This window comes from Chryseobacterium sp. W4I1 (genome assembly GCF_030816115.1).
GTDB lineage: Bacteria > Bacteroidota > Bacteroidia > Flavobacteriales > Weeksellaceae > Chryseobacterium.
This window is the reverse complement of sequence record NZ_JAUSXQ010000001.1, coordinates 3515001-3534839: the sequence shown is the minus strand read 5'-3', so window position 1 is coordinate 3534839 and position 19839 is coordinate 3515001. Positions and strand designations below refer to the sequence as shown.

The following is a 19839-nucleotide window of genomic DNA, read 5'->3' as shown; positions in this document are numbered from 1 at the left end:
TGTTTTATATTTGCAAAAATTAAATTTTAAAATAACCATAAATCCATATTCTTTTATGAATAAAAAATTATTGTTTAGCTTTCTTGCTCTCCTTGGAATGGTAAGTGTTAAAGCACAAAGAAACGAATTGGGAGTTCGTCTAGGGATGAGTAACCTAGTTGGGGACGTAGGAAGGACCAATTATATTTTACAAAAGCCGTTGGATTTAGATAGGATGTCAGAATGGGGATTCCCGTTCTATGGAGGTTTATTATATAGATTTAATTTTAATCCGCACCAGACCGTAAGATTAGACCTGGGATACAACCAGATCCAGTTCAGCGATAAAGTAGCGAAAGAAGAATACAGAGCGAATAGAAATTCGTACGGAAAAAATAATGTATACGAAGCCAGTTTAATGTTTGAATACAATTTCTTTCCTGTAAATAATGAGCAGGTAAGCATGGTAAGCCCATACATCTTCGGAGGTATTGGTGCTTTGATGTTTGATGCGCCTAAAGCCGATCTTGTGAATGATTTCAGAAGAGATGCAGACGGAGTGGCGCAGGCTCCTCTTAATGAATTGGATTTTACAACTACACCCCAATATTCATTAGGAAAAAAAGTAACTATGCATATTCCTTTTGGAGTAGGTTTAAAATATAAATTTAACCATAACTGGGCTGTATTTGCGGAAGCTACATTCAGATATACACTTACCGATCAGCTTGATCACAGTAGGATACTTTCTGAAGATGTAACATCAAGTTTTAATGGAGATATTTTGGATCCCTCTACAGGCAGTTCACTGCTGCAGTCAGGGAATTATTATGCAGTCTCTAAAGAAAGAGAGCAAGAGCTCATTAACAAAAGAAATATTGGGGATGAAAGGTCAAAGGACTGGATGAATACCTTCAGCTTAGGGCTGACCTATTCATTCGGAAGACCTCCATGCTATTGTGATTAATTAATATGTCGTTGATTAAAGATAAAATAAATTCTGAGAATTTACCGAAACACGTCGCCATCATTATGGATGGCAATGGAAGATGGGCAAAAACTCGTGGCGAAGACAGAACCTTCGGACACAAGAATGCCATTAATGCAGTAAGAAATGCCATTAATGCCTGTAATGAGATTGATATACCTTATTTGACTCTGTATACTTTTTCTTCTGAAAACTGGAGCCGTCCTGCAGATGAAGTAAGTACACTGATGAATCTACTGGTAGAAACCCTGTTATTAGAGGCTGAAGAGATCTTTAGCAAAGGACTCAGAATGCATGTAATAGGAAACTTGGAAAAGCTGCCTGCCTTAGTGAAAGAACAGCTTGAACGTGTGGTGGAACTTACAAAAGAAAACACAAAAGGAAATTTAGTATTGGCGATAAGCTACGGTTCGCAGAACGAAATATTGGATGCAGTAAAAAACATCAGTTCTGACGTAAAAGAAGGAAAGGTAGATGTTGAGAATATTGATGAAAAACTCTTCGAAAGTTACCTCTATACCAAAGACTTCCCTCCTGTAGACCTGTTGATCAGAACCAGTGGAGAAATCAGAATAAGCAACTTTCTGCTTTGGCAGATCGCTTATGCGGAGCTCCAGTTTTTAAATATCCTATGGCCGGATTTTACAAAAGATATCTTCTTCCAGTGTATTGTAGATTATCAAAACAAAGAAAGAAGATACGGATTAACCGGTGATCAGATAAAAGCCCAATAAATTTAAAGAAAAGAAAGACTCGATAAAATGAAGTTTAGACTATTACCCATCATAATGTTTGCTGCTTCGGCGCATTTTTATGGACAAGTAACTCCTCAGGACAGCACTAAAGTTACTAATGCTGTACACGCAGAAAATGAAGCAGGAACTTACACTCTTAAAGACATTGTTGTAGATGGGGTAAAAAAATATACGCCGGCGCAGATCTTACGGTTTACCGGCTTAAGCAAAGGCGAATCTGTGGATATTCCGGGACAGAAAATCAGCAACGCTGTTAAAAAGCTGTGGGATACCCAGTCTTTTTCAGAAGTTGAAGTGTATGTTCAGAGCATTGAAGGGCAGACCGTAATTTTAAGATTTTACCTGGAAGACCTTAAAGAACTTGGAGAAGTAAAATTCAAAGGTAAAGGGATCGGTAAATCTAAAAACGAAAAGCTGATCAAAGACAATAATCTAAAACCTGGAACAAAAATTACCCAGAACCTGATCTCCAGCCTTAAAACGAAAGTTCCTAAGGATTATGTGAAGAAAGGTTTTGCTGATGCTAAAATTACCATCGAGGATAAAGTTAATGCCAATGACCCTTCTATGGTAGATTGGACTATTAATTTGGATAAAGGAAAAAGAATCAAAATTGACCATATCGAATTTGAAGGAAATCCAAGCGTTACCGATGCTCAGCTTAGAAAAAAAGCTTTCAAGGAAACAAAACAAAGAAGATTTAGTATCGGAGGAATTCTTAAATCTTCAAAATTCATTGAAGAAAAATATCAGGAAGACAAGCAGAGCCTGGTAAGTTATTATAACTCTTTGGGATACAGAGACGCTAAGATCGTTTCAGATTCTGTATGGAGAAACAAAAGAAATAATTTTGAGATCAATGTAAAGCTTAATGAAGGTAAAAAGTATTATATCGGGGATATTTCATTCACCGGAAATACCGTTTACCCTACAGAATATTTACAAAGATTATTGGGATATAAAAAAGGAGATATTTACGATGCCGTAGGTTTCAACAAAAAAGTTGGTGAAGACGGAGGTAAAGAAGACGATTCAGATATTAAATCTGTATATATGAATAACGGTTACCTTTTCTCTAATGTAACACCAGTAGAGAAATCCGTATCAGGAGACAAGGTAAATCTGGAAATCAGAATCAATGAAGGAGAACAGGCTACCTGGAATAAAGTTACCTGGCAGGGGAATACAACTACCCATGACCATGTGGTACTTAGAGCACTAAGAACAAAACCGGGCGAGCTTTTCAAGAAAACAGAAATCAAAAGAACGTATTTCGATCTTGCCGGGATGTCTTTCTTTGACCCTCAGCAGGTGGGTCAGGATATTCAGCCCAATCAGCAGGATAATACTGTAGATATTAACTGGAAGTTGGTTGAAAAAGGATCTTCTCAGGTTCAGTTACAGGCAGGTTACGGTGGTAACAGCTTTATTGGGACCCTGGGACTTACATTTAACAACTTCTCGTTGAAAAACTTCCTTAAATTTAAAGACTTTAAGCCGGTCCCTCAAGGGGATGGGCAGACCTTATCTATCCAGGCACAGGCAGGACAGTATTTCCAGAACTATGGGATTTCATTTACTGAGCCATGGTTATTCGGAACAAAACCTACTGCACTTTCTGTCAGCTTAAATACATCTAGAGTAAAATATAACGACAGCAATGGCCTAGATCAGAAGCTTAATATCTTCTCCGCATCAGTCGGTCTGAACAGACTATTAAACTGGCCGGATGACTACTTCTCATTATATACAGGACTTCAGTTTCAGAAATATACCTTCAATAACTATCCATTCCAGTTTGGTGATACTACAGAATACTATGGGGATGCCAATAACTTAAGTCTTAACTTAGGTTTAAGCAGAAACTCAGCAGGTATTGACCCTATTTTCCCAACTACAGGTTCAAATATTGAAGTTTCTGCAAAAATGACTTTGCCTTACTCATTATTTAGTAACAAAGATTATTCTACCATGTCACCGGTTGACAAATATAAGTGGATGGAATTCTATAAGATCAAATTCAAGGCAGATGTATACAATGAGGTTGCCGGAAAACTGGTACTGAGATCGTCTGCTGAAATGGGATTCATGGATGGATATAACAAAAAACTGGGTGCTCCGCCATTTGAAAGATTCTATGTTGGGGGTACAGGTTTATTTGGTGGTAGATATGACGGACGTGAATTGATTCCTTTAAGAGGGTATGAAAATGCTTCTACTTATGGAGGAGAAGCGGAAGACATCACCCAAAGAGGTGGAGGTACCATCTATAACAGATTTACATTAGAATTAAGATACCCGATCTCAATGAACCAAACCGCTAAGATCTATGCACTTACCTTTGCAGAAGGTGGTAACGTATGGAACTCGTGGAGTACATATAATCCTTTCCAGCTGAAAAGATCAGTAGGTATTGGGGTTAGAGTATATATGGGAGCCTTTGGTTTGATCGGATTTGACTTCGCTTATGGATTTGATAAAACTCTTTCAGGAGATAAAGCCGGAACGAAAACTCACTTCTTGATGAACCAATCATTATAATAATATGAAAAACTTTAAAATCACTTTCACATTTGTATTATTTCTGCTTTTCGGGTTTTCAAACGCCCAGAAAATTGGAGTAGTGGATATGGACTATATCTTAGATAAGTTACCCCAATACAAAGAAGCTGAAGCAAGATTAAATTCACAGATCGATACCTGGCAGTCAGAACTTCAAAACCTGCAGTCCGAGTACGAAAGAAAAAAATCTGCATTTGAAAGTGAAAAAGTATTATTGATAGGAGACCAGCTGAAACTTAGAGAAAAAGAAGTGATGGATCTCGAAAAAAATATTAAGACAACGACCAGCTTGCGTTTTGGAGCCAATGGCGAGATTACAAAACTACGAACCAACCTTGTTGTCCCTTTCCAGGATCAGATTTGGGGAGCTATGAAGACGATGGCTGAGAAGAATGGCTTGGGCACAGTTCTTGATAAAAAAGATAACAATGTTCTTTTTGTTCTTCCAAGATATGATTATACTGAAAAAGTTTTAACCATTTTATTGAAAGGAACGGATAAAAAAGAAAAAACAAGTAAAAGCAAAAAGTAATATTTAAATTAACTTTTACTTAAATTTACAATCTAAAAACAAATTAAATTATTTATTTTACCAATTATGAAAAAATTAAGTGTATTATTTGCCGCGGTAATAATGTTTGTATCAGTAGGTATGGCAAAAGCTCAAAAAATCGCTACTGTCGATGTAATGGGGGTTCTTAATGCAATGCCGGAAAAGAAAAAAGCAGATGCTGAAATAAAAACTTTCTTAGATGCAAAACAAGCTGAGATCAAGAAAAAAGCAGATGCTGGACAGGCTAAACTAAAGCAATACAGTGAGGAAGCTCCTAAGAAAACTGCCGATGAGAACAAGGCTAGAGAAACAGAACTTCAAAAAATCCAGGAAGAAATCGCTCAGATGCAAGAGAAAGCTCAGAAAGATCTTCAGGCTAAGCAGGACGTAGCTTTCGGACCTATTGAGAAAAAGTTGAATGATGCTATGGAGAAAGTGGCTAAAGCTAGCGGATATGAATTCATCATGGATGCAAACTCTTCTGCTTTTGTATACAAAGGAGGAGCTGATGCTACACCGGCTGTTAAGAAAAGAATTAGGGATCAACTAATAAATTAACAAAGTTTTATAAATTAACCGTCTCTTTTAGAGGCGGTTTTTTTATTTTTGCGCTATGGAAAAAGAAGTATCAACGACCGTTAAAGTAAGGTTCAGCGATTGTGATCCGATAGGACATTTAAATAATGTGAAATATCTGGATTATATGTTCAACGCAAGAGAAGATCATGTAGAAACATTTTATGGCTTCACCTATGAAGAATATACCAAAAAAACAGGGTGTACATGGATTGCTATTCAAAATGAAATCGCCTATCTGAGAGAAGTAAGATACAATACCCAGGTCGTGATCAGCAGCAAAACCATCGAAATACAGGATAGAACTGCTAAAGTAGAAATACTCATGAAAAGCCTGGACGAAAAAACTGTTCATGCGGTCTTATGGGTTACAGTGATCTATTTCAATCTCAAAACAAGGAAATCTGAAGTTCATCCTGAAGACATAAAAGAAACCTTCCATAAATTCTTTGTATCCCTTGAGCAGCAAGACTTCCAGTCAAGAGTAAAATTTTTAAGATCTCAGAACGCCAAAAATTCATAATTAACTAAGAGTGAATGATGGGATATAATCAATTCTATCCTTTGAAACAACATTACATAATAAAATAATAAACTATAGATGAAAAAAATAGCAGTAATAGGGGGCAATGGACAGTTGGGGAGCTGTATCAGGAAAATTGCTCCTGACTTTGAAAATACGTATGAATTTATATTCACGGATTCTCAAACATTGGATATAACAAATGAAGATCAGGTCAATGATTTTCTATATGATCACAAACCTGATTATTGCATCAATGCTTCCGCATATACAGCCGTTGATCTTGCCGAAAAAGAAAGTGATAAAGCATTTTCCGTAAATGCTGACGGAGTAGGTTATCTTGCCCAGGCTTGTGCAGACCAAAAAACCATTCTGATCCACGTTTCTACCGATTATGTATTTGATGGTGATACCAATCTTTCCTATTCAGAAGACGATTTTACTAACCCTACAGGAGTATATGGTAAGTCTAAAAGAAAAGGTGAAGAGCTTGCCCTTGAACTCAATCCTAGAACCATCATTTTAAGAACCTCTTGGCTCTATTCGGAATTTAATAAAAACTTTGTCAAAACAATGCTTAGCCTCTTCTCCCAAAAAGATGAGCTCGGAATTGTAGCCGACCAGTTTGGACAGCCAACTAACGCCAATGATCTCGCAGAAGCAATTATGCATATTATAGAAACTCCCAACAAAACTTTTGGCATCTTCCATTTCTCAAACTATCCCGAAACAACATGGTTTGAGTTCGCAAAAAAAATCGCTGAGTTTTCAAATGCTTCAATACAATTGAATCCCTTAACAACAGAACAATATCCTACCCCTGCAAAAAGACCTGCCAGGAGTACGATGTCTCTGGATAAAATAGAAGAAATTTATAAAATTGAGCCTAAGCATTGGGAGAATAGCCTGGAAGATTCTGTCAAAATACTTACACAACAATAATATGATGAAGAACCTCATTCTTGCCGTTTCCATACTTTGTGTCCAGCTTTGCAATGCACAGAACGTATACCTTTCAAAAATTGAGAAAACCAACGACAATACAGATAAATTTCTGTATAAAAAAGCTGAAACCATAACCAATGCTGAATATTTGGGTGAAATTGAGGTTCAGGGTTTCACAAAAGATGATGCAGTCATTTTTTCTTTAATATATAAAAAGGCAAAAGAAATAGGTGCCAATACATTTGCATTTAAGCCCTTCGAAAATATAGATGGAACGCCACAACCTCTCAATCCGTCAAATTATAAGATCGCTCTATATTATACTCCAAAAGAAAGTTTCGCTGGACAGAAAGGAATGTTGTACGTTTTTGCTTCTTCAGATAAAGATCAAAAGATTAATATAAATAAAAAAGACTATATATTGGAACCACGATCGTATCTTACACTTGATATCGTTCCGGGAGAAGTGTATACCATATCAACAAAGAAGTTGTTAGGTTCTACTATTAAAGTTCAGCCTAAAAACAATGACGAAAACCTTTACTTCCAGATTTCTTCCCTAAAAGTTAAATCAGATACCTCCGGAACAGGCGGTTTAAATCTTAAATCAGGAGATATAATTGGATTGGAAAAATCATATGCAGAGTTTTTAAGCCTTATATATACCCACACTAAACAGTAAAGTCTCATTTGAGTTAAATCTGTATTTAAAATTTAAACTTTTGTTTAAATTTTTCTATCTGCTTATCAGTAGTTTAAGATATAATTTTACTAGCATATGAATTTTATGTTAAATAAGTTTGTTTTGTGGTGTATTAAGTTGTTATCTTTGCCCCACTGAAAAACGAGAGTATTCGGTAGCGCAGAAGAGCTTTTAGATAAGCATAAAGATTTAGAACCAGCTTATAGATATGGGAGCTAAAAGATGAACAAAACTTTTTAAAAAAAGAGTTGTGTGAGTTAAAATTTTTTGTATCTTTGCAGTCCGGTTAAACGGAGCGCAGAAGCAGGTAAGATTAAGGGTTTGGATGGGATTTAAGGTTACTTAAAAAACTTTAAAATTTCTCAGAAAACATTTGGTCGGTTAGAAATAAATATTTACTTTTGCAACCGCAAATAAGGAACAGAACGACAGAAAAGCTTCCTTATAACTTGCGGAAAGAAAAAAGATCATTGACATACAATATACAACCAAGTAAGAAAAAACTAAAGCGTAAAATAATACTTTGAGTGGGTCAGGAAAAACATACAATGGAGAGTTTGATCCTGGCTCAGGATGAACGCTAGCGGGAGGCCTAACACATGCAAGCCGAGCGGTATAGATTCTTCGGAATCTAGAGAGCGGCGCACGGGTGCGGAACACGTGTGCAACCTACCTTTATCAGGGGGATAGCCTTTCGAAAGGAAGATTAATACCCCATAATATATTAAGTGGCATCACTTGATATTGAAAACTCCGGTGGATAGAGATGGGCACGCGCAGGATTAGATAGTTGGTAGGGTAACGGCCTACCAAGTCAACGATCCTTAGGGGGCCTGAGAGGGTGATCCCCCACACTGGTACTGAGACACGGACCAGACTCCTACGGGAGGCAGCAGTGAGGAATATTGGACAATGGGTGAGAGCCTGATCCAGCCATCCCGCGTGAAGGACGACGGCCCTATGGGTTGTAAACTTCTTTTGTATAGGGATAAACCTACTCTCGTGAGAGTAGCTGAAGGTACTATACGAATAAGCACCGGCTAACTCCGTGCCAGCAGCCGCGGTAATACGGAGGGTGCAAGCGTTATCCGGATTTATTGGGTTTAAAGGGTCCGTAGGCTGATTTGTAAGTCAGTGGTGAAATCTCACAGCTTAACTGTGAAACTGCCATTGATACTGCAAGTCTTGAGTGTTGTTGAAGTAGCTGGAATAAGTAGTGTAGCGGTGAAATGCATAGATATTACTTAGAACACCAATTGCGAAGGCAGGTTACTAAGCAACAACTGACGCTGATGGACGAAAGCGTGGGGAGCGAACAGGATTAGATACCCTGGTAGTCCACGCCGTAAACGATGCTAACTCGTTTTTGGGGCTTTAAGCTTCAGAGACTAAGCGAAAGTGATAAGTTAGCCACCTGGGGAGTACGTTCGCAAGAATGAAACTCAAAGGAATTGACGGGGGCCCGCACAAGCGGTGGATTATGTGGTTTAATTCGATGATACGCGAGGAACCTTACCAAGGCTTAAATGGGAAATGACAGGTTTAGAAATAGACTTTTCTTCGGACATTTTTCAAGGTGCTGCATGGTTGTCGTCAGCTCGTGCCGTGAGGTGTTAGGTTAAGTCCTGCAACGAGCGCAACCCCTGTCACTAGTTGCCATCATTCAGTTGGGGACTCTAGTGAGACTGCCTACGCAAGTAGAGAGGAAGGTGGGGATGACGTCAAATCATCACGGCCCTTACGCCTTGGGCCACACACGTAATACAATGGCCGGTACAGAGGGCAGCTACACAGCGATGTGATGCAAATCTCGAAAGCCGGTCTCAGTTCGGATTGGAGTCTGCAACTCGACTCTATGAAGCTGGAATCGCTAGTAATCGCGCATCAGCCATGGCGCGGTGAATACGTTCCCGGGCCTTGTACACACCGCCCGTCAAGCCATGGAAGTCTGGGGTACCTGAAGTCGGTGACCGTAACAGGAGCTGCCTAGGGTAAAACAGGTAACTAGGGCTAAGTCGTAACAAGGTAGCCGTACCGGAAGGTGCGGCTGGAACATCTCATTTTAGAGCGTCTATTGACGTTAAACAAAATTAAGTACTTAACTGTACATTGATTCTGCTTAAAGTTTAGGCTTTAGTTTTTTATTTGGTTGCTATATATTATAAAAATACAAAACCCACTAGAAATTAGTATCAGAGGGAGAGAGAGACAAGAGGATAGAGAAAAGAAGAGAGATAAAGACGTTTAAAGTCTTGGTTCTTGGTTCTTTTATCTTTAAGTCTAATGAAGTCTCGTAGCTCAGCTGGTTAGAGCGCTACACTGATAATGTAGAGGTCGGCAGTTCGAGCCTGCCCGAGACTACTAATTAAAAAGACGGGAAGAAGAAAGAGAAAAGAAAAAAGATACGTCTTTGTTCTTTATTCTTTAGTCTCCAAGTCTAACTAGAGGGGGAATTAGCTCAGCTGGCTAGAGCGCCTGCCTTGCACGCAGGAGGTCAAGGGTTCGACTCCCTTATTCTCCACAGTTTTGGAGGTTTGATTTAAAAGTTACGGATGGAGCCAATAACAACATCTGTTCATCAGACTGACAAGAAGACATTAAGATCATTGACATTAACGGTAAAGATATCACAAAGAGATAACCGAGCACTTTCGAGTGCCGAGTTTATAAAAATATCGATAAATGAAAATTTATCAAAAAATACTGAACTAATATAATTATTAGGAAAGAAATCGTTAAGGGCGTATGGCGGATGCCTAGGCTTTCAGAGGCGAAGAAGGACGCGGTAAGCTGCGAAAAGCTGCGGGGATTGGCACACACGAATTGATCCGCAGATGTCCGAATGGGGCAACCCGGCATGTTGAAGACATGTCACTCCGCAAGGAGAGCAAACCCGGAGAACTGAAACATCTAAGTACCCGGAGGAAAAGAAATCGAAGAGATTCCGTAAGTAGCGGCGAGCGAAAGCGGATTAGCCCAAAAGTCTTTATATATTTAATAGAATGTTCTGGAAAGAACAGCCATAGAGGGTGATAGCCCCGTATATGAAAGGTATATTTAGATGATAAATGAGTAGGGCGGGACACGTGAAATCCTGTCTGAATATGGGGGGACCATCCTCCAAGGCTAAATACTCCTGAAAGACCGATAGTGAACAAGTACTGTGAAGGAAAGGTGAAAAGCACTTCGAATAGAAGGGTGAAATAGAACCTGAAACCGTACGCCTACAAGCGGTCGGAGCCCACAAGTTGGGTGACGGCGTGCCTTTTGCATAATGAGCCTACGAGTTAATTTTACTAGCGAGGTTAAGGACTTCAGGTCCGGAGCCGGAGCGAAAGCGAGTCTGAATAGGGCGGTTAGTTAGTAGGATTAGACGCGAAACCTTGTGATCTACCCATGGGCAGGTTGAAGCTCTGGTAACACAGAGTGGAGGACCGAACCGGTTGACGTTGAAAAGTCTTCGGATGACCTGTGGGTAGGGGTGAAAGGCCAATCAAACTGGGAGATAGCTCGTACTCTCCGAAATGCATTTAGGTGCAGCGTCGCAATAAAGTTTATTAGAGGTAGAGCTACTGATTGGATGCGGGGGTTTCACCACCTACCAATTCCTGACAAACTCCGAATGCTAATAAATGTTCTGCGGCAGTGAGGGCATGGGTGCTAAGGTCCATGTCCGAGAGGGAAAGAACCCAGACCAACAGCTAAGGTCCCCAAATCTCTATTAAGTTGAAGCAACGCGGTTGGACTGCATTGACAGCTAGGATGTTGGCTTGGAAGCAGCCATTCATTTAAAGAGTGCGTAACAGCTCACTAGTCGAGCGGTCCGGCATGGATAATAATCGGGCATAAATAGAGTACCGAAGCTATGGATTTATACCTTAGGGGTATATCTGGTAGGAGAGCATTCTGTTTGCGCTGAAGCAGTATCGTGAGGTATTGTGGAGCGGACAGAAAAGAAAATGTAGGCATAAGTAACGATAAAGGGGGCGAGAAACCCCCTCACCGAAAGACTAAGGTTTCCTCAGCCATGCTAATCAGCTGAGGGTTAGTCGGGACCTAACGCGAACCCGAAAGGGGTAGTGGATGGACAATGGGTTAATATTCCCATACTTGCTCACACTAAAAAGGGGACGGAGTGCCGTACTTACTGGAGACTGACGGAATAGTCAAGACCTAGCCTTCGGGCGAAGTTGTTGTAGGGAAAGTGCTTCCAAGAAAAGCCGAAGTGAAGCAACCCGTACCAAAACCGACACAGGTAGTCGAGGAGAGAATCCTAAGGTGCTAGAGTGAATCATGGTTAAGGAACTAGGCAAAATAGTCTCGTAACTTCGGGAGAAGAGACGCCATCAGCAATGGTGGCCGCAGTAAAAAGGCCCAGGCGACTGTTTATCAAAAACACAGGACTCTGCAAAATCGAAAGATGCAGTATAGGGTCTGACACCTGCCCGGTGCTGGAAGGTTAAGGAAGGGCGTTAGCAGCAATGCGAAGCGTTTGACTGAAGCCCCAGTAAACGGCGGCCGTAACTATAACGGTCCTAAGGTAGCGAAATTCCTTGTCGGGTAAGTTCCGACCTGCACGAATGGTGTAACGATCTGGGCACTGTCTCAACCATGAGCTCTGTGAAATTGTAGTCTCGGTGAAGATGCCGAGTACCCGCAATGGGACGAAAAGACCCTGTGAACCTTTACTATAACTTCGTATTGACTTTGAGTAAGTAATGTGTAGGATAGGTGGGAGGCTTTGAAGCAGGCACGCTAGTGTTTGTGGAGCCACTGTTGAAATACCACCCTTTACTTACTTGGAGCCTAACTTCTTTTAGAAGGACATTGCGTGGTGGGTAGTTTGACTGGGGTGGTCGCCTCCAAAAGAGTAACGGAGGCTTTCAAAGGTACCCTCAGCACGCTTGGTAACCGTGCGTAGAGTGTAATGGCATAAGGGTGCTTGACTGTGAGACCTACAAGTCGATCAGGTGCGAAAGCAGGACATAGTGATCCGGTGGTTCCGTATGGAAGGGCCATCGCTCATAGGATAAAAGGTACTCCGGGGATAACAGGCTAGTCTCCCCCAAGAGCTCACATCGACGGGGAGGTTCGGCACCTCGATGTCGGCTCGTCACATCCTGGGGCTGGAGAAGGTCCCAAGGGTTGGGCTGTTCGCCCATTAAAGTGGCACGCGAGCTGGGTTCAGAACGTCGTGAGACAGTTCGGTCTCTATCTATTGCGGGCGTTAGATGTTTGAGAGGGCTTGATTCTAGTACGAGAGGACCGAATTGAACAAACCTCTTGGTGTATCAGTTGTTCCGCCAGGAGCACCGCTGAGTAGCTACGTTTGGAAGAGATAAGCACTGAAAGCATATAAGTGCGAAACTCGCCTCAAGATGAGACATCTTTTAAGGGTCGTGGGAGATGACCACGTTGATAGGCTATAGGTGTAAAGGCAGTAATGTCATAGCCGAGTAGTACTAATTACCCGTAGATTTATAGCCTAATAAGGTACTTGGAAGTGCAGAAAGGTTAGCTCTTTGTGAATGTTTTTATCGATAAAAATAATTTACCAATGTAAAAGTTTATCAATGTACCAATGTCAATTGTTACACTGTTATATTCACTACATTGTTACATTAAACCATATTTAGGGTGGTTATAGCGGTGGGGCTCACCTGTTCCCATTCCGAACACAGAAGTTAAGCCCACCAGCGCCGATGGTACTGCGAAAGCGGGAGAGTAGGCCGCCGCCAGTTTTTATTTAAAAGTCTCATACATATTGTATGAGACTTTTTTGTTTTGTACATAAGCCCAAAAGCAAAACCTATAGCAAAAACATATAGATATTATATAGGTATCATAAATACAAAGGCGAAAAGAAAAAGAGAATAGGAATAGGAATAGGAATAGGAATAGGAATAGGAATAGGAATAGGAATAGGAATAGGAATAGGAATAGGGGCGGCGCCAATTAACTTATCATTCCTCTTATTATTTTAACTATTATCTTTGTTCATTCATTTTATTGTGCTCTTAGAATTTATTTCTGGCTGGTTTTCAAATCTGTTTTATCTCTATCATTCACTTTACCACTCATCATCCTTTACCATTCATTCATAATATAAATTATTATAAACACCTAAAGCTATTATTCAATAGAAGAGACTTTAGCTTACCTTCCATATAAAGTTACATCAAAGGCTTTAGCCAAAACTTAGATCTATCAAAATCATTATGGATGTAATTTTAAAATCTGTCTAATCCCCAAATCTGCGAGAGATATTTTTCTAGTATATTTTTACATAAAATCACTCCTGAATTTTACTTATAAAAGCTTACAGTACCTAAATCATTTACTTTGGAAATTGTATCCTCCATTTTAAAATGAACATTTTTGTAATATGGAGCCTATATTTTAATAGTTCCGGATATGAGTTAAAATCATTAGCAAAATTGGGACTCATTATGACGAATCCTTTGATAAACTATGGCTCTTAGTTTTATTCAATAGAGGTGGGCTTTAGCCCACTTTGCATATAAATTTACATCAAAGGCTTTAGCCAAAACTTAGATCTACCAAAATCATTATGGATGTAATTTTAAAATCTGTCTAATCCGCCAGATCTACGATAGATGTTTTTTCAATATTATTTTGAAGATAATCACTTCCTGAACTTTACTTTATCAGTTTATATTACCTAAATCATTTACTTTGGAAATTATATTCTCTATTTAAACTGAACATTTTTATAATATGGAGCCTATATTTTAATAGTTCTGGATATGAGTTAAAATCATTATCAAAAATTTGGCCTCATTATAATAAATCCTTTGATGGATTATGACTCCTAGTTTTATTCAATAGAGGTGGGCTTTAGCCCACTTTATATATAAATTTATATCAAAGGCTTTGGCCAAAACTTAAAAGCATCCCAAGTACGCAGCTTTATAAAGATCAATGAAATTGATCCTTCCTTTGCTTTCCTTAAAACTATGCACTGTAAAGAAAGAAACTTTGCGTTAAATAAAATCGTCTATCCATAAGATCCAACTCTAGAGTCTATCATGGGAATATAAAAACTCAGCTCATACTCATGCTATATACAGTCCTTATACTTATTATCTGTTCAATCTCCAGATCTACGAGAGATATTTTTCTAGAATATTTACATAAAAATCACTCTTGAATTTTACTTTATAAAAACTTACATTACCTAAATCATTTACTTTGGAAATTGTATCTCCTATTAAACTGAACATTTTTATAATATGGAGCCTATATTTTAATAGTTCCGGATATAGAGTTAAAATCATTATCAAAAAATTGGGACTCATTATAACGAATCTTTTGATGGATTATGACTTGTAATTTTATTCAATAGAGGTGGGCTTTAGCCCACTTATATATGAATTTATATCATATCAAAGGCTTTAGCCAAAACTTAAAAGCATCCCAAGTACGCTTGCTTTATAAAGATCAATGAAATTGATCTCTCCTTTGCTTTCCTTAAAACTATGCATTGTAAAGAAAGAAACTTTGCGTTAAATAAAATCGTCTATCAATAAAATCTAACTTTAGTTCGCTTCCATAATATCCACACAACTCAAAGCTTTCATTTTAAAAATATTCTAGCTTCAACTATTACTTAGTTCTCTATTTTCTTTCTTTATAAAAATATCTTTTACTGTGTATCATCTATTTTACCAAAACTCCACTACATTCTTCCCTTATATAAATTCCAATCGTTTCTTGTGGATAAGTTCGTTATGTTTACAATCCATTGCCAATTAGCTTATTACGATGATATTTATCCCCAAGCTTCATGCTGTATGAATTTTATGTTAAATAAGTTTGTTTTGTGGTGTATTAAGTTGCTATCTTTGCCCCACTGAAAAACGAGAGTATTCGGTAGCGCAGAAGAGCTTTTAGATAAGCATAAAGATTTAGAACCAGCTTATAGATATGGGAGCTAAAAGATGAACAAAACTTTTTAAAAAAAGAGTTGTGTGAGTTAAAATTTTTTGTATCTTTGCAGTCCGGTTAAACGGAGCGCAGAAGCAGGTAAGATTAAGGGTTTGGATGGGATTTAAGGTTACTTAAAAAACTTTAAAATTTCTCAGAAAACATTTGGTCGGTTAGAAATAAATATTTACTTTTGCAACCGCAAATAAGGAACAGAACGACAGAAAAGCTTCCTTATAACTTGCGGAAAGAAAAAAGATCATTGACATACAATATACAACCAAGTAAGAAAAAACTAAAGCGTAAAATAATACTTTGAGTGGGTCAGGAAAAACATACAATGGAGAGTTTGATCCTGGCTCAGGATGAACGCTAGCGGGAGGCCTAACACATGCAAGCCGAGCGGTATAGATTCTTCGGAATCTAGAGAGCGGCGCACGGGTGCGGAACACGTGTGCAACCTACCTTTATCAGGGGGATAGCCTTTCGAAAGGAAGATTAATACCCCATAATATATTAAGTGGCATCACTTGATATTGAAAACTCCGGTGGATAGAGATGGGCACGCGCAGGATTAGATAGTTGGTAGGGTAACGGCCTACCAAGTCAACGATCCTTAGGGGGCCTGAGAGGGTGATCCCCCACACTGGTACTGAGACACGGACCAGACTCCTACGGGAGGCAGCAGTGAGGAATATTGGACAATGGGTGAGAGCCTGATCCAGCCATCCCGCGTGAAGGACGACGGCCCTATGGGTTGTAAACTTCTTTTGTATAGGGATAAACCTACTCTCGTGAGAGTAGCTGAAGGTACTATACGAATAAGCACCGGCTAACTCCGTGCCAGCAGCCGCGGTAATACGGAGGGTGCAAGCGTTATCCGGATTTATTGGGTTTAAAGGGTCCGTAGGCTGATTTGTAAGTCAGTGGTGAAATCTCACAGCTTAACTGTGAAACTGCCATTGATACTGCAAGTCTTGAGTGTTGTTGAAGTAGCTGGAATAAGTAGTGTAGCGGTGAAATGCATAGATATTACTTAGAACACCAATTGCGAAGGCAGGTTACTAAGCAACAACTGACGCTGATGGACGAAAGCGTGGGGAGCGAACAGGATTAGATACCCTGGTAGTCCACGCCGTAAACGATGCTAACTCGTTTTTGGGGCTTTAAGCTTCAGAGACTAAGCGAAAGTGATAAGTTAGCCACCTGGGGAGTACGTTCGCAAGAATGAAACTCAAAGGAATTGACGGGGGCCCGCACAAGCGGTGGATTATGTGGTTTAATTCGATGATACGCGAGGAACCTTACCAAGGCTTAAATGGGAAATGACAGGTTTAGAAATAGACTTTTCTTCGGACATTTTTCAAGGTGCTGCATGGTTGTCGTCAGCTCGTGCCGTGAGGTGTTAGGTTAAGTCCTGCAACGAGCGCAACCCCTGTCACTAGTTGCCATCATTCAGTTGGGGACTCTAGTGAGACTGCCTACGCAAGTAGAGAGGAAGGTGGGGATGACGTCAAATCATCACGGCCCTTACGCCTTGGGCCACACACGTAATACAATGGCCGGTACAGAGGGCAGCTACACAGCGATGTGATGCAAATCTCGAAAGCCGGTCTCAGTTCGGATTGGAGTCTGCAACTCGACTCTATGAAGCTGGAATCGCTAGTAATCGCGCATCAGCCATGGCGCGGTGAATACGTTCCCGGGCCTTGTACACACCGCCCGTCAAGCCATGGAAGTCTGGGGTACCTGAAGTCGGTGACCGTAACAGGAGCTGCCTAGGGTAAAACAGGTAACTAGGGCTAAGTCGTAACAAGGTAGCCGTACCGGAAGGTGCGGCTGGAACATCTCATTTTAGAGCGTCTATTGACGTTAAACAAAATTAAGTACTTAACTGTACATTGATTCTGCTTAAAGTTTAGGCTTTAGTTTTTTATTTGGTTGCTATATATTATAAAAATACAAAACCCACTAGAAATTAGTATCAGAGGGAGAGAGAGACAAGAGGATAGAGAAAAGAAGAGAGATAAAGACGTTTAAAGTCTTGGTTCTTGGTTCTTTTATCTTTAAGTCTAATGAAGTCTCGTAGCTCAGCTGGTTAGAGCGCTACACTGATAATGTAGAGGTCGGCAGTTCGAGCCTGCCCGAGACTACTAATTAAAAAGACGGGAAGAAGAAAGAGAAAAGAAAAAAGATACGTCTTTGTTCTTTATTCTTTAGTCTCCAAGTCTAACTAGAGGGGGAATTAGCTCAGCTGGCTAGAGCGCCTGCCTTGCACGCAGGAGGTCAAGGGTTCGACTCCCTTATTCTCCACAGTTTTGGAGGTTTGATTTAAAAGTTACGGATGGAGCCAATAACAACATCTGTTCATCAGACTGACAAGAAGACATTAAGATCATTGACATTAACGGTAAAGATATCACAAAGAGATAACCGAGCACTTTCGAGTGCCGAGTTTATAAAAATATCGATAAATGAAAATTTATCAAAAAATACTGAACTAATATAATTATTAGGAAAGAAATCGTTAAGGGCGTATGGCGGATGCCTAGGCTTTCAGAGGCGAAGAAGGACGCGGTAAGCTGCGAAAAGCTGCGGGGATTGGCACACACGAATTGATCCGCAGATGTCCGAATGGGGCAACCCGGCATGTTGAAGACATGTCACTCCGCAAGGAGAGCAAACCCGGAGAACTGAAACATCTAAGTACCCGGAGGAAAAGAAATCGAAGAGATTCCGTAAGTAGCGGCGAGCGAAAGCGGATTAGCCCAAAAGTCTTTATATATTTAATAGAATGTTCTGGAAAGAACAGCCATAGAGGGTGATAGCCCCGTATATGAAAGGTATATTTAGATGATAAATGAGTAGGGCGGGACACGTGAAATCCTGTCTGAATATGGGGGGACCATCCTCCAAGGCTAAATACTCCTGAAAGACCGATAGTGAACAAGTACTGTGAAGGAAAGGTGAAAAGCACTTCGAATAGAAGGGTGAAATAGAACCTGAAACCGTACGCCTACAAGCGGTCGGAGCCCACAAGTTGGGTGACGGCGTGCCTTTTGCATAATGAGCCTACGAGTTAATTTTACTAGCGAGGTTAAGGACTTCAGGTCCGGAGCCGGAGCGAAAGCGAGTCTGAATAGGGCGGTTAGTTAGTAGGATTAGACGCGAAACCTTGTGATCTACCCATGGGCAGGTTGAAGCTCTGGTAACACAGAGTGGAGGACCGAACCGGTTGACGTTGAAAAGTCTTCGGATGACCTGTGGGTAGGGGTGAAAGGCCAATCAAACTGGGAGATAGCTCGTACTCTCCGAAATGCATTTAGGTGCAGCGTCGCAATAAAGTTTATTAGAGGTAGAGCTACTGATTGGATGCGGGGGTTTCACCACCTACCAATTCCTGACAAACTCCGAATGCTAATAAATGTTCTGCGGCAGTGAGGGCATGGGTGCTAAGGTCCATGTCCGAGAGGGAAAGAACCCAGACCAACAGCTAAGGTCCCCAAATCTCTATTAAGTTGAAGCAACGCGGTTGGACTGCATTGACAGCTAGGATGTTGGCTTGGAAGCAGCCATTCATTTAAAGAGTGCGTAACAGCTCACTAGTCGAGCGGTCCGGCATGGATAATAATCGGGCATAAATAGAGTACCGAAGCTATGGATTTATACCTTAGGGGTATATCTGGTAGGAGAGCATTCTGTTTGCGCTGAAGCAGTATCGTGAGGTATTGTGGAGCGGACAGAAAAGAAAATGTAGGCATAAGTAACGATAAAGGGGGCGAGAAACCCCCTCACCGAAAGACTAAGGTTTCCTCAGCCATGCTAATCAGCTGAGGGTTAGTCGGGACCTAACGCGAACCCGAAAGGGGTAGTGGATGGACAATGGGTTAATATTCCCATACTTGCTCACACTAAAAAGGGGACGGAGTGCCGTACTTACTGGAGACTGACGGAATAGTCAAGACCTAGCCTTCGGGCGAAGTTGTTGTAGGGAAAGTGCTTCCAAGAAAAGCCGAAGTGAAGCAACCCGTACCAAAACCGACACAGGTAGTCGAGGAGAGAATCCTAAGGTGCTAGAGTGAATCATGGTTAAGGAACTAGGCAAAATAGTCTCGTAACTTCGGGAGAAGAGACGCCATCAGCAATGGTGGCCGCAGTAAAAAGGCCCAGGCGACTGTTTATCAAAAACACAGGACTCTGCAAAATCGAAAGATGCAGTATAGGGTCTGACACCTGCCCGGTGCTGGAAGGTTAAGGAAGGGCGTTAGCAGCAATGCGAAGCGTTTGACTGAAGCCCCAGTAAACGGC

General features: G+C 40.5%; 8 protein-coding genes, 4 tRNA genes and 5 rRNA genes (1 of these 17 cut by a window edge). All 17 read left to right on the top strand.

The window, feature by feature from the left end; translation table 11 throughout:
• The first annotated feature begins 55 nt into the window (after positions 1-55).
• Positions 56-946, top strand: coding sequence for a DUF6089 family protein (locus QF044_RS16465; protein ID WP_307269526.1), 891 nt, complete (start codon positions 56-58; stop codon positions 944-946).
• 5 nt (positions 947-951) lie between these two features.
• The gene (locus tag QF044_RS16460; RefSeq protein ID WP_307269523.1) at positions 952-1701 is read left to right on the top strand and encodes an isoprenyl transferase; all 750 of its coding nucleotides are present in this window, start codon (positions 952-954) and stop codon (positions 1699-1701) included.
• A gap of 27 nt (positions 1702-1728) precedes the next feature.
• Positions 1729-4263: an outer membrane protein assembly factor BamA gene (bamA, locus tag QF044_RS16455; RefSeq protein ID WP_307269521.1), complete on the top strand. Its 2535-nt coding sequence runs from the start codon at positions 1729-1731 to the stop codon at positions 4261-4263.
• A gap of 4 nt (positions 4264-4267) precedes the next feature.
• Entirely contained in the window at positions 4268-4816 is a 549-nt protein-coding gene (locus tag QF044_RS16450) for an OmpH family outer membrane protein (RefSeq protein WP_307269519.1), read from the top strand.
• A gap of 66 nt (positions 4817-4882) precedes the next feature.
• Positions 4883-5395, top strand: coding sequence for an OmpH family outer membrane protein (locus QF044_RS16445; RefSeq protein WP_307269517.1), 513 nt, complete (start codon positions 4883-4885; stop codon positions 5393-5395).
• A 55-nt stretch (positions 5396-5450) separates the two neighbouring features.
• The gene (locus QF044_RS16440; RefSeq protein WP_307269515.1) at positions 5451-5936 is read left to right on the top strand and encodes a thioesterase family protein; all 486 of its coding nucleotides are present in this window, start codon (positions 5451-5453) and stop codon (positions 5934-5936) included.
• A gap of 78 nt (positions 5937-6014) precedes the next feature.
• Entirely contained in the window at positions 6015-6878 is an 864-nt protein-coding gene (gene rfbD, locus QF044_RS16435) for a dTDP-4-dehydrorhamnose reductase (protein ID WP_307269513.1), read from the top strand.
• Between the two features lies 1 nt (position 6879).
• Positions 6880-7563, top strand: a complete 684-nt coding sequence (locus QF044_RS16430; protein ID WP_307269511.1) for a hypothetical protein — start codon at positions 6880-6882, stop codon at positions 7561-7563.
• 566 nt (positions 7564-8129) lie between these two features.
• Positions 8130-9647: ribosomal RNA gene (locus tag QF044_RS16425) — 16S ribosomal RNA — on the top strand.
• A 224-nt stretch (positions 9648-9871) separates the two neighbouring features.
• Positions 9872-9945, top strand: a tRNA-Ile gene (locus QF044_RS16420).
• Positions 9946-10031: 86 nt separating this feature from the next.
• Positions 10032-10105, top strand: a tRNA-Ala gene (locus tag QF044_RS16415).
• Between the two features lie 204 nt (positions 10106-10309).
• A 23S ribosomal RNA gene (locus QF044_RS16410) occupies positions 10310-13070 on the top strand.
• Between the two features lie 147 nt (positions 13071-13217).
• A 5S ribosomal RNA gene (gene rrf, locus QF044_RS16405) occupies positions 13218-13325 on the top strand.
• Together the 16S, 23S and 5S rRNA genes with 2 tRNA genes alongside form the textbook arrangement of a ribosomal RNA operon.
• A gap of 2543 nt (positions 13326-15868) precedes the next feature.
• Positions 15869-17386 (top strand): 16S ribosomal RNA (locus QF044_RS16400).
• Between the two features lie 224 nt (positions 17387-17610).
• Positions 17611-17684: transfer RNA gene (locus QF044_RS16395), tRNA-Ile, on the top strand.
• Positions 17685-17770: 86 nt separating this feature from the next.
• Positions 17771-17844, top strand: a tRNA-Ala gene (locus tag QF044_RS16390).
• A 204-nt stretch (positions 17845-18048) separates the two neighbouring features.
• Positions 18049-19839, top strand: a 23S ribosomal RNA gene (locus tag QF044_RS16385); it runs 969 nt beyond the window's last position.

Excerpts from the sequence above, each read along its gene's own strand:
- QF044_RS16465 (WP_307269526.1), top strand. The coding sequence starts at position 56 with ATGAATAAAAAATTATTGTTTAGCTTTCTTGCTCTCCTTGGAATGGTA.
- QF044_RS16460 (WP_307269523.1), top strand. The coding sequence starts at position 952 with ATGTCGTTGATTAAAGATAAAATAAATTCTGAGAATTTACCGAAACAC.
- bamA (WP_307269521.1), top strand. The coding sequence starts at position 1,729 with ATGAAGTTTAGACTATTACCCATCATAATGTTTGCTGCTTCGGCGCAT.
- QF044_RS16450 (WP_307269519.1), top strand. The coding sequence starts at position 4,268 with ATGAAAAACTTTAAAATCACTTTCACATTTGTATTATTTCTGCTTTTC.
- QF044_RS16445 (WP_307269517.1), top strand. The coding sequence starts at position 4,883 with ATGAAAAAATTAAGTGTATTATTTGCCGCGGTAATAATGTTTGTATCA.
- QF044_RS16440 (WP_307269515.1), top strand. The coding sequence starts at position 5,451 with ATGGAAAAAGAAGTATCAACGACCGTTAAAGTAAGGTTCAGCGATTGT.
- rfbD (WP_307269513.1), top strand. The coding sequence starts at position 6,015 with ATGAAAAAAATAGCAGTAATAGGGGGCAATGGACAGTTGGGGAGCTGT.
- QF044_RS16430 (WP_307269511.1), top strand. The coding sequence starts at position 6,880 with ATGATGAAGAACCTCATTCTTGCCGTTTCCATACTTTGTGTCCAGCTT.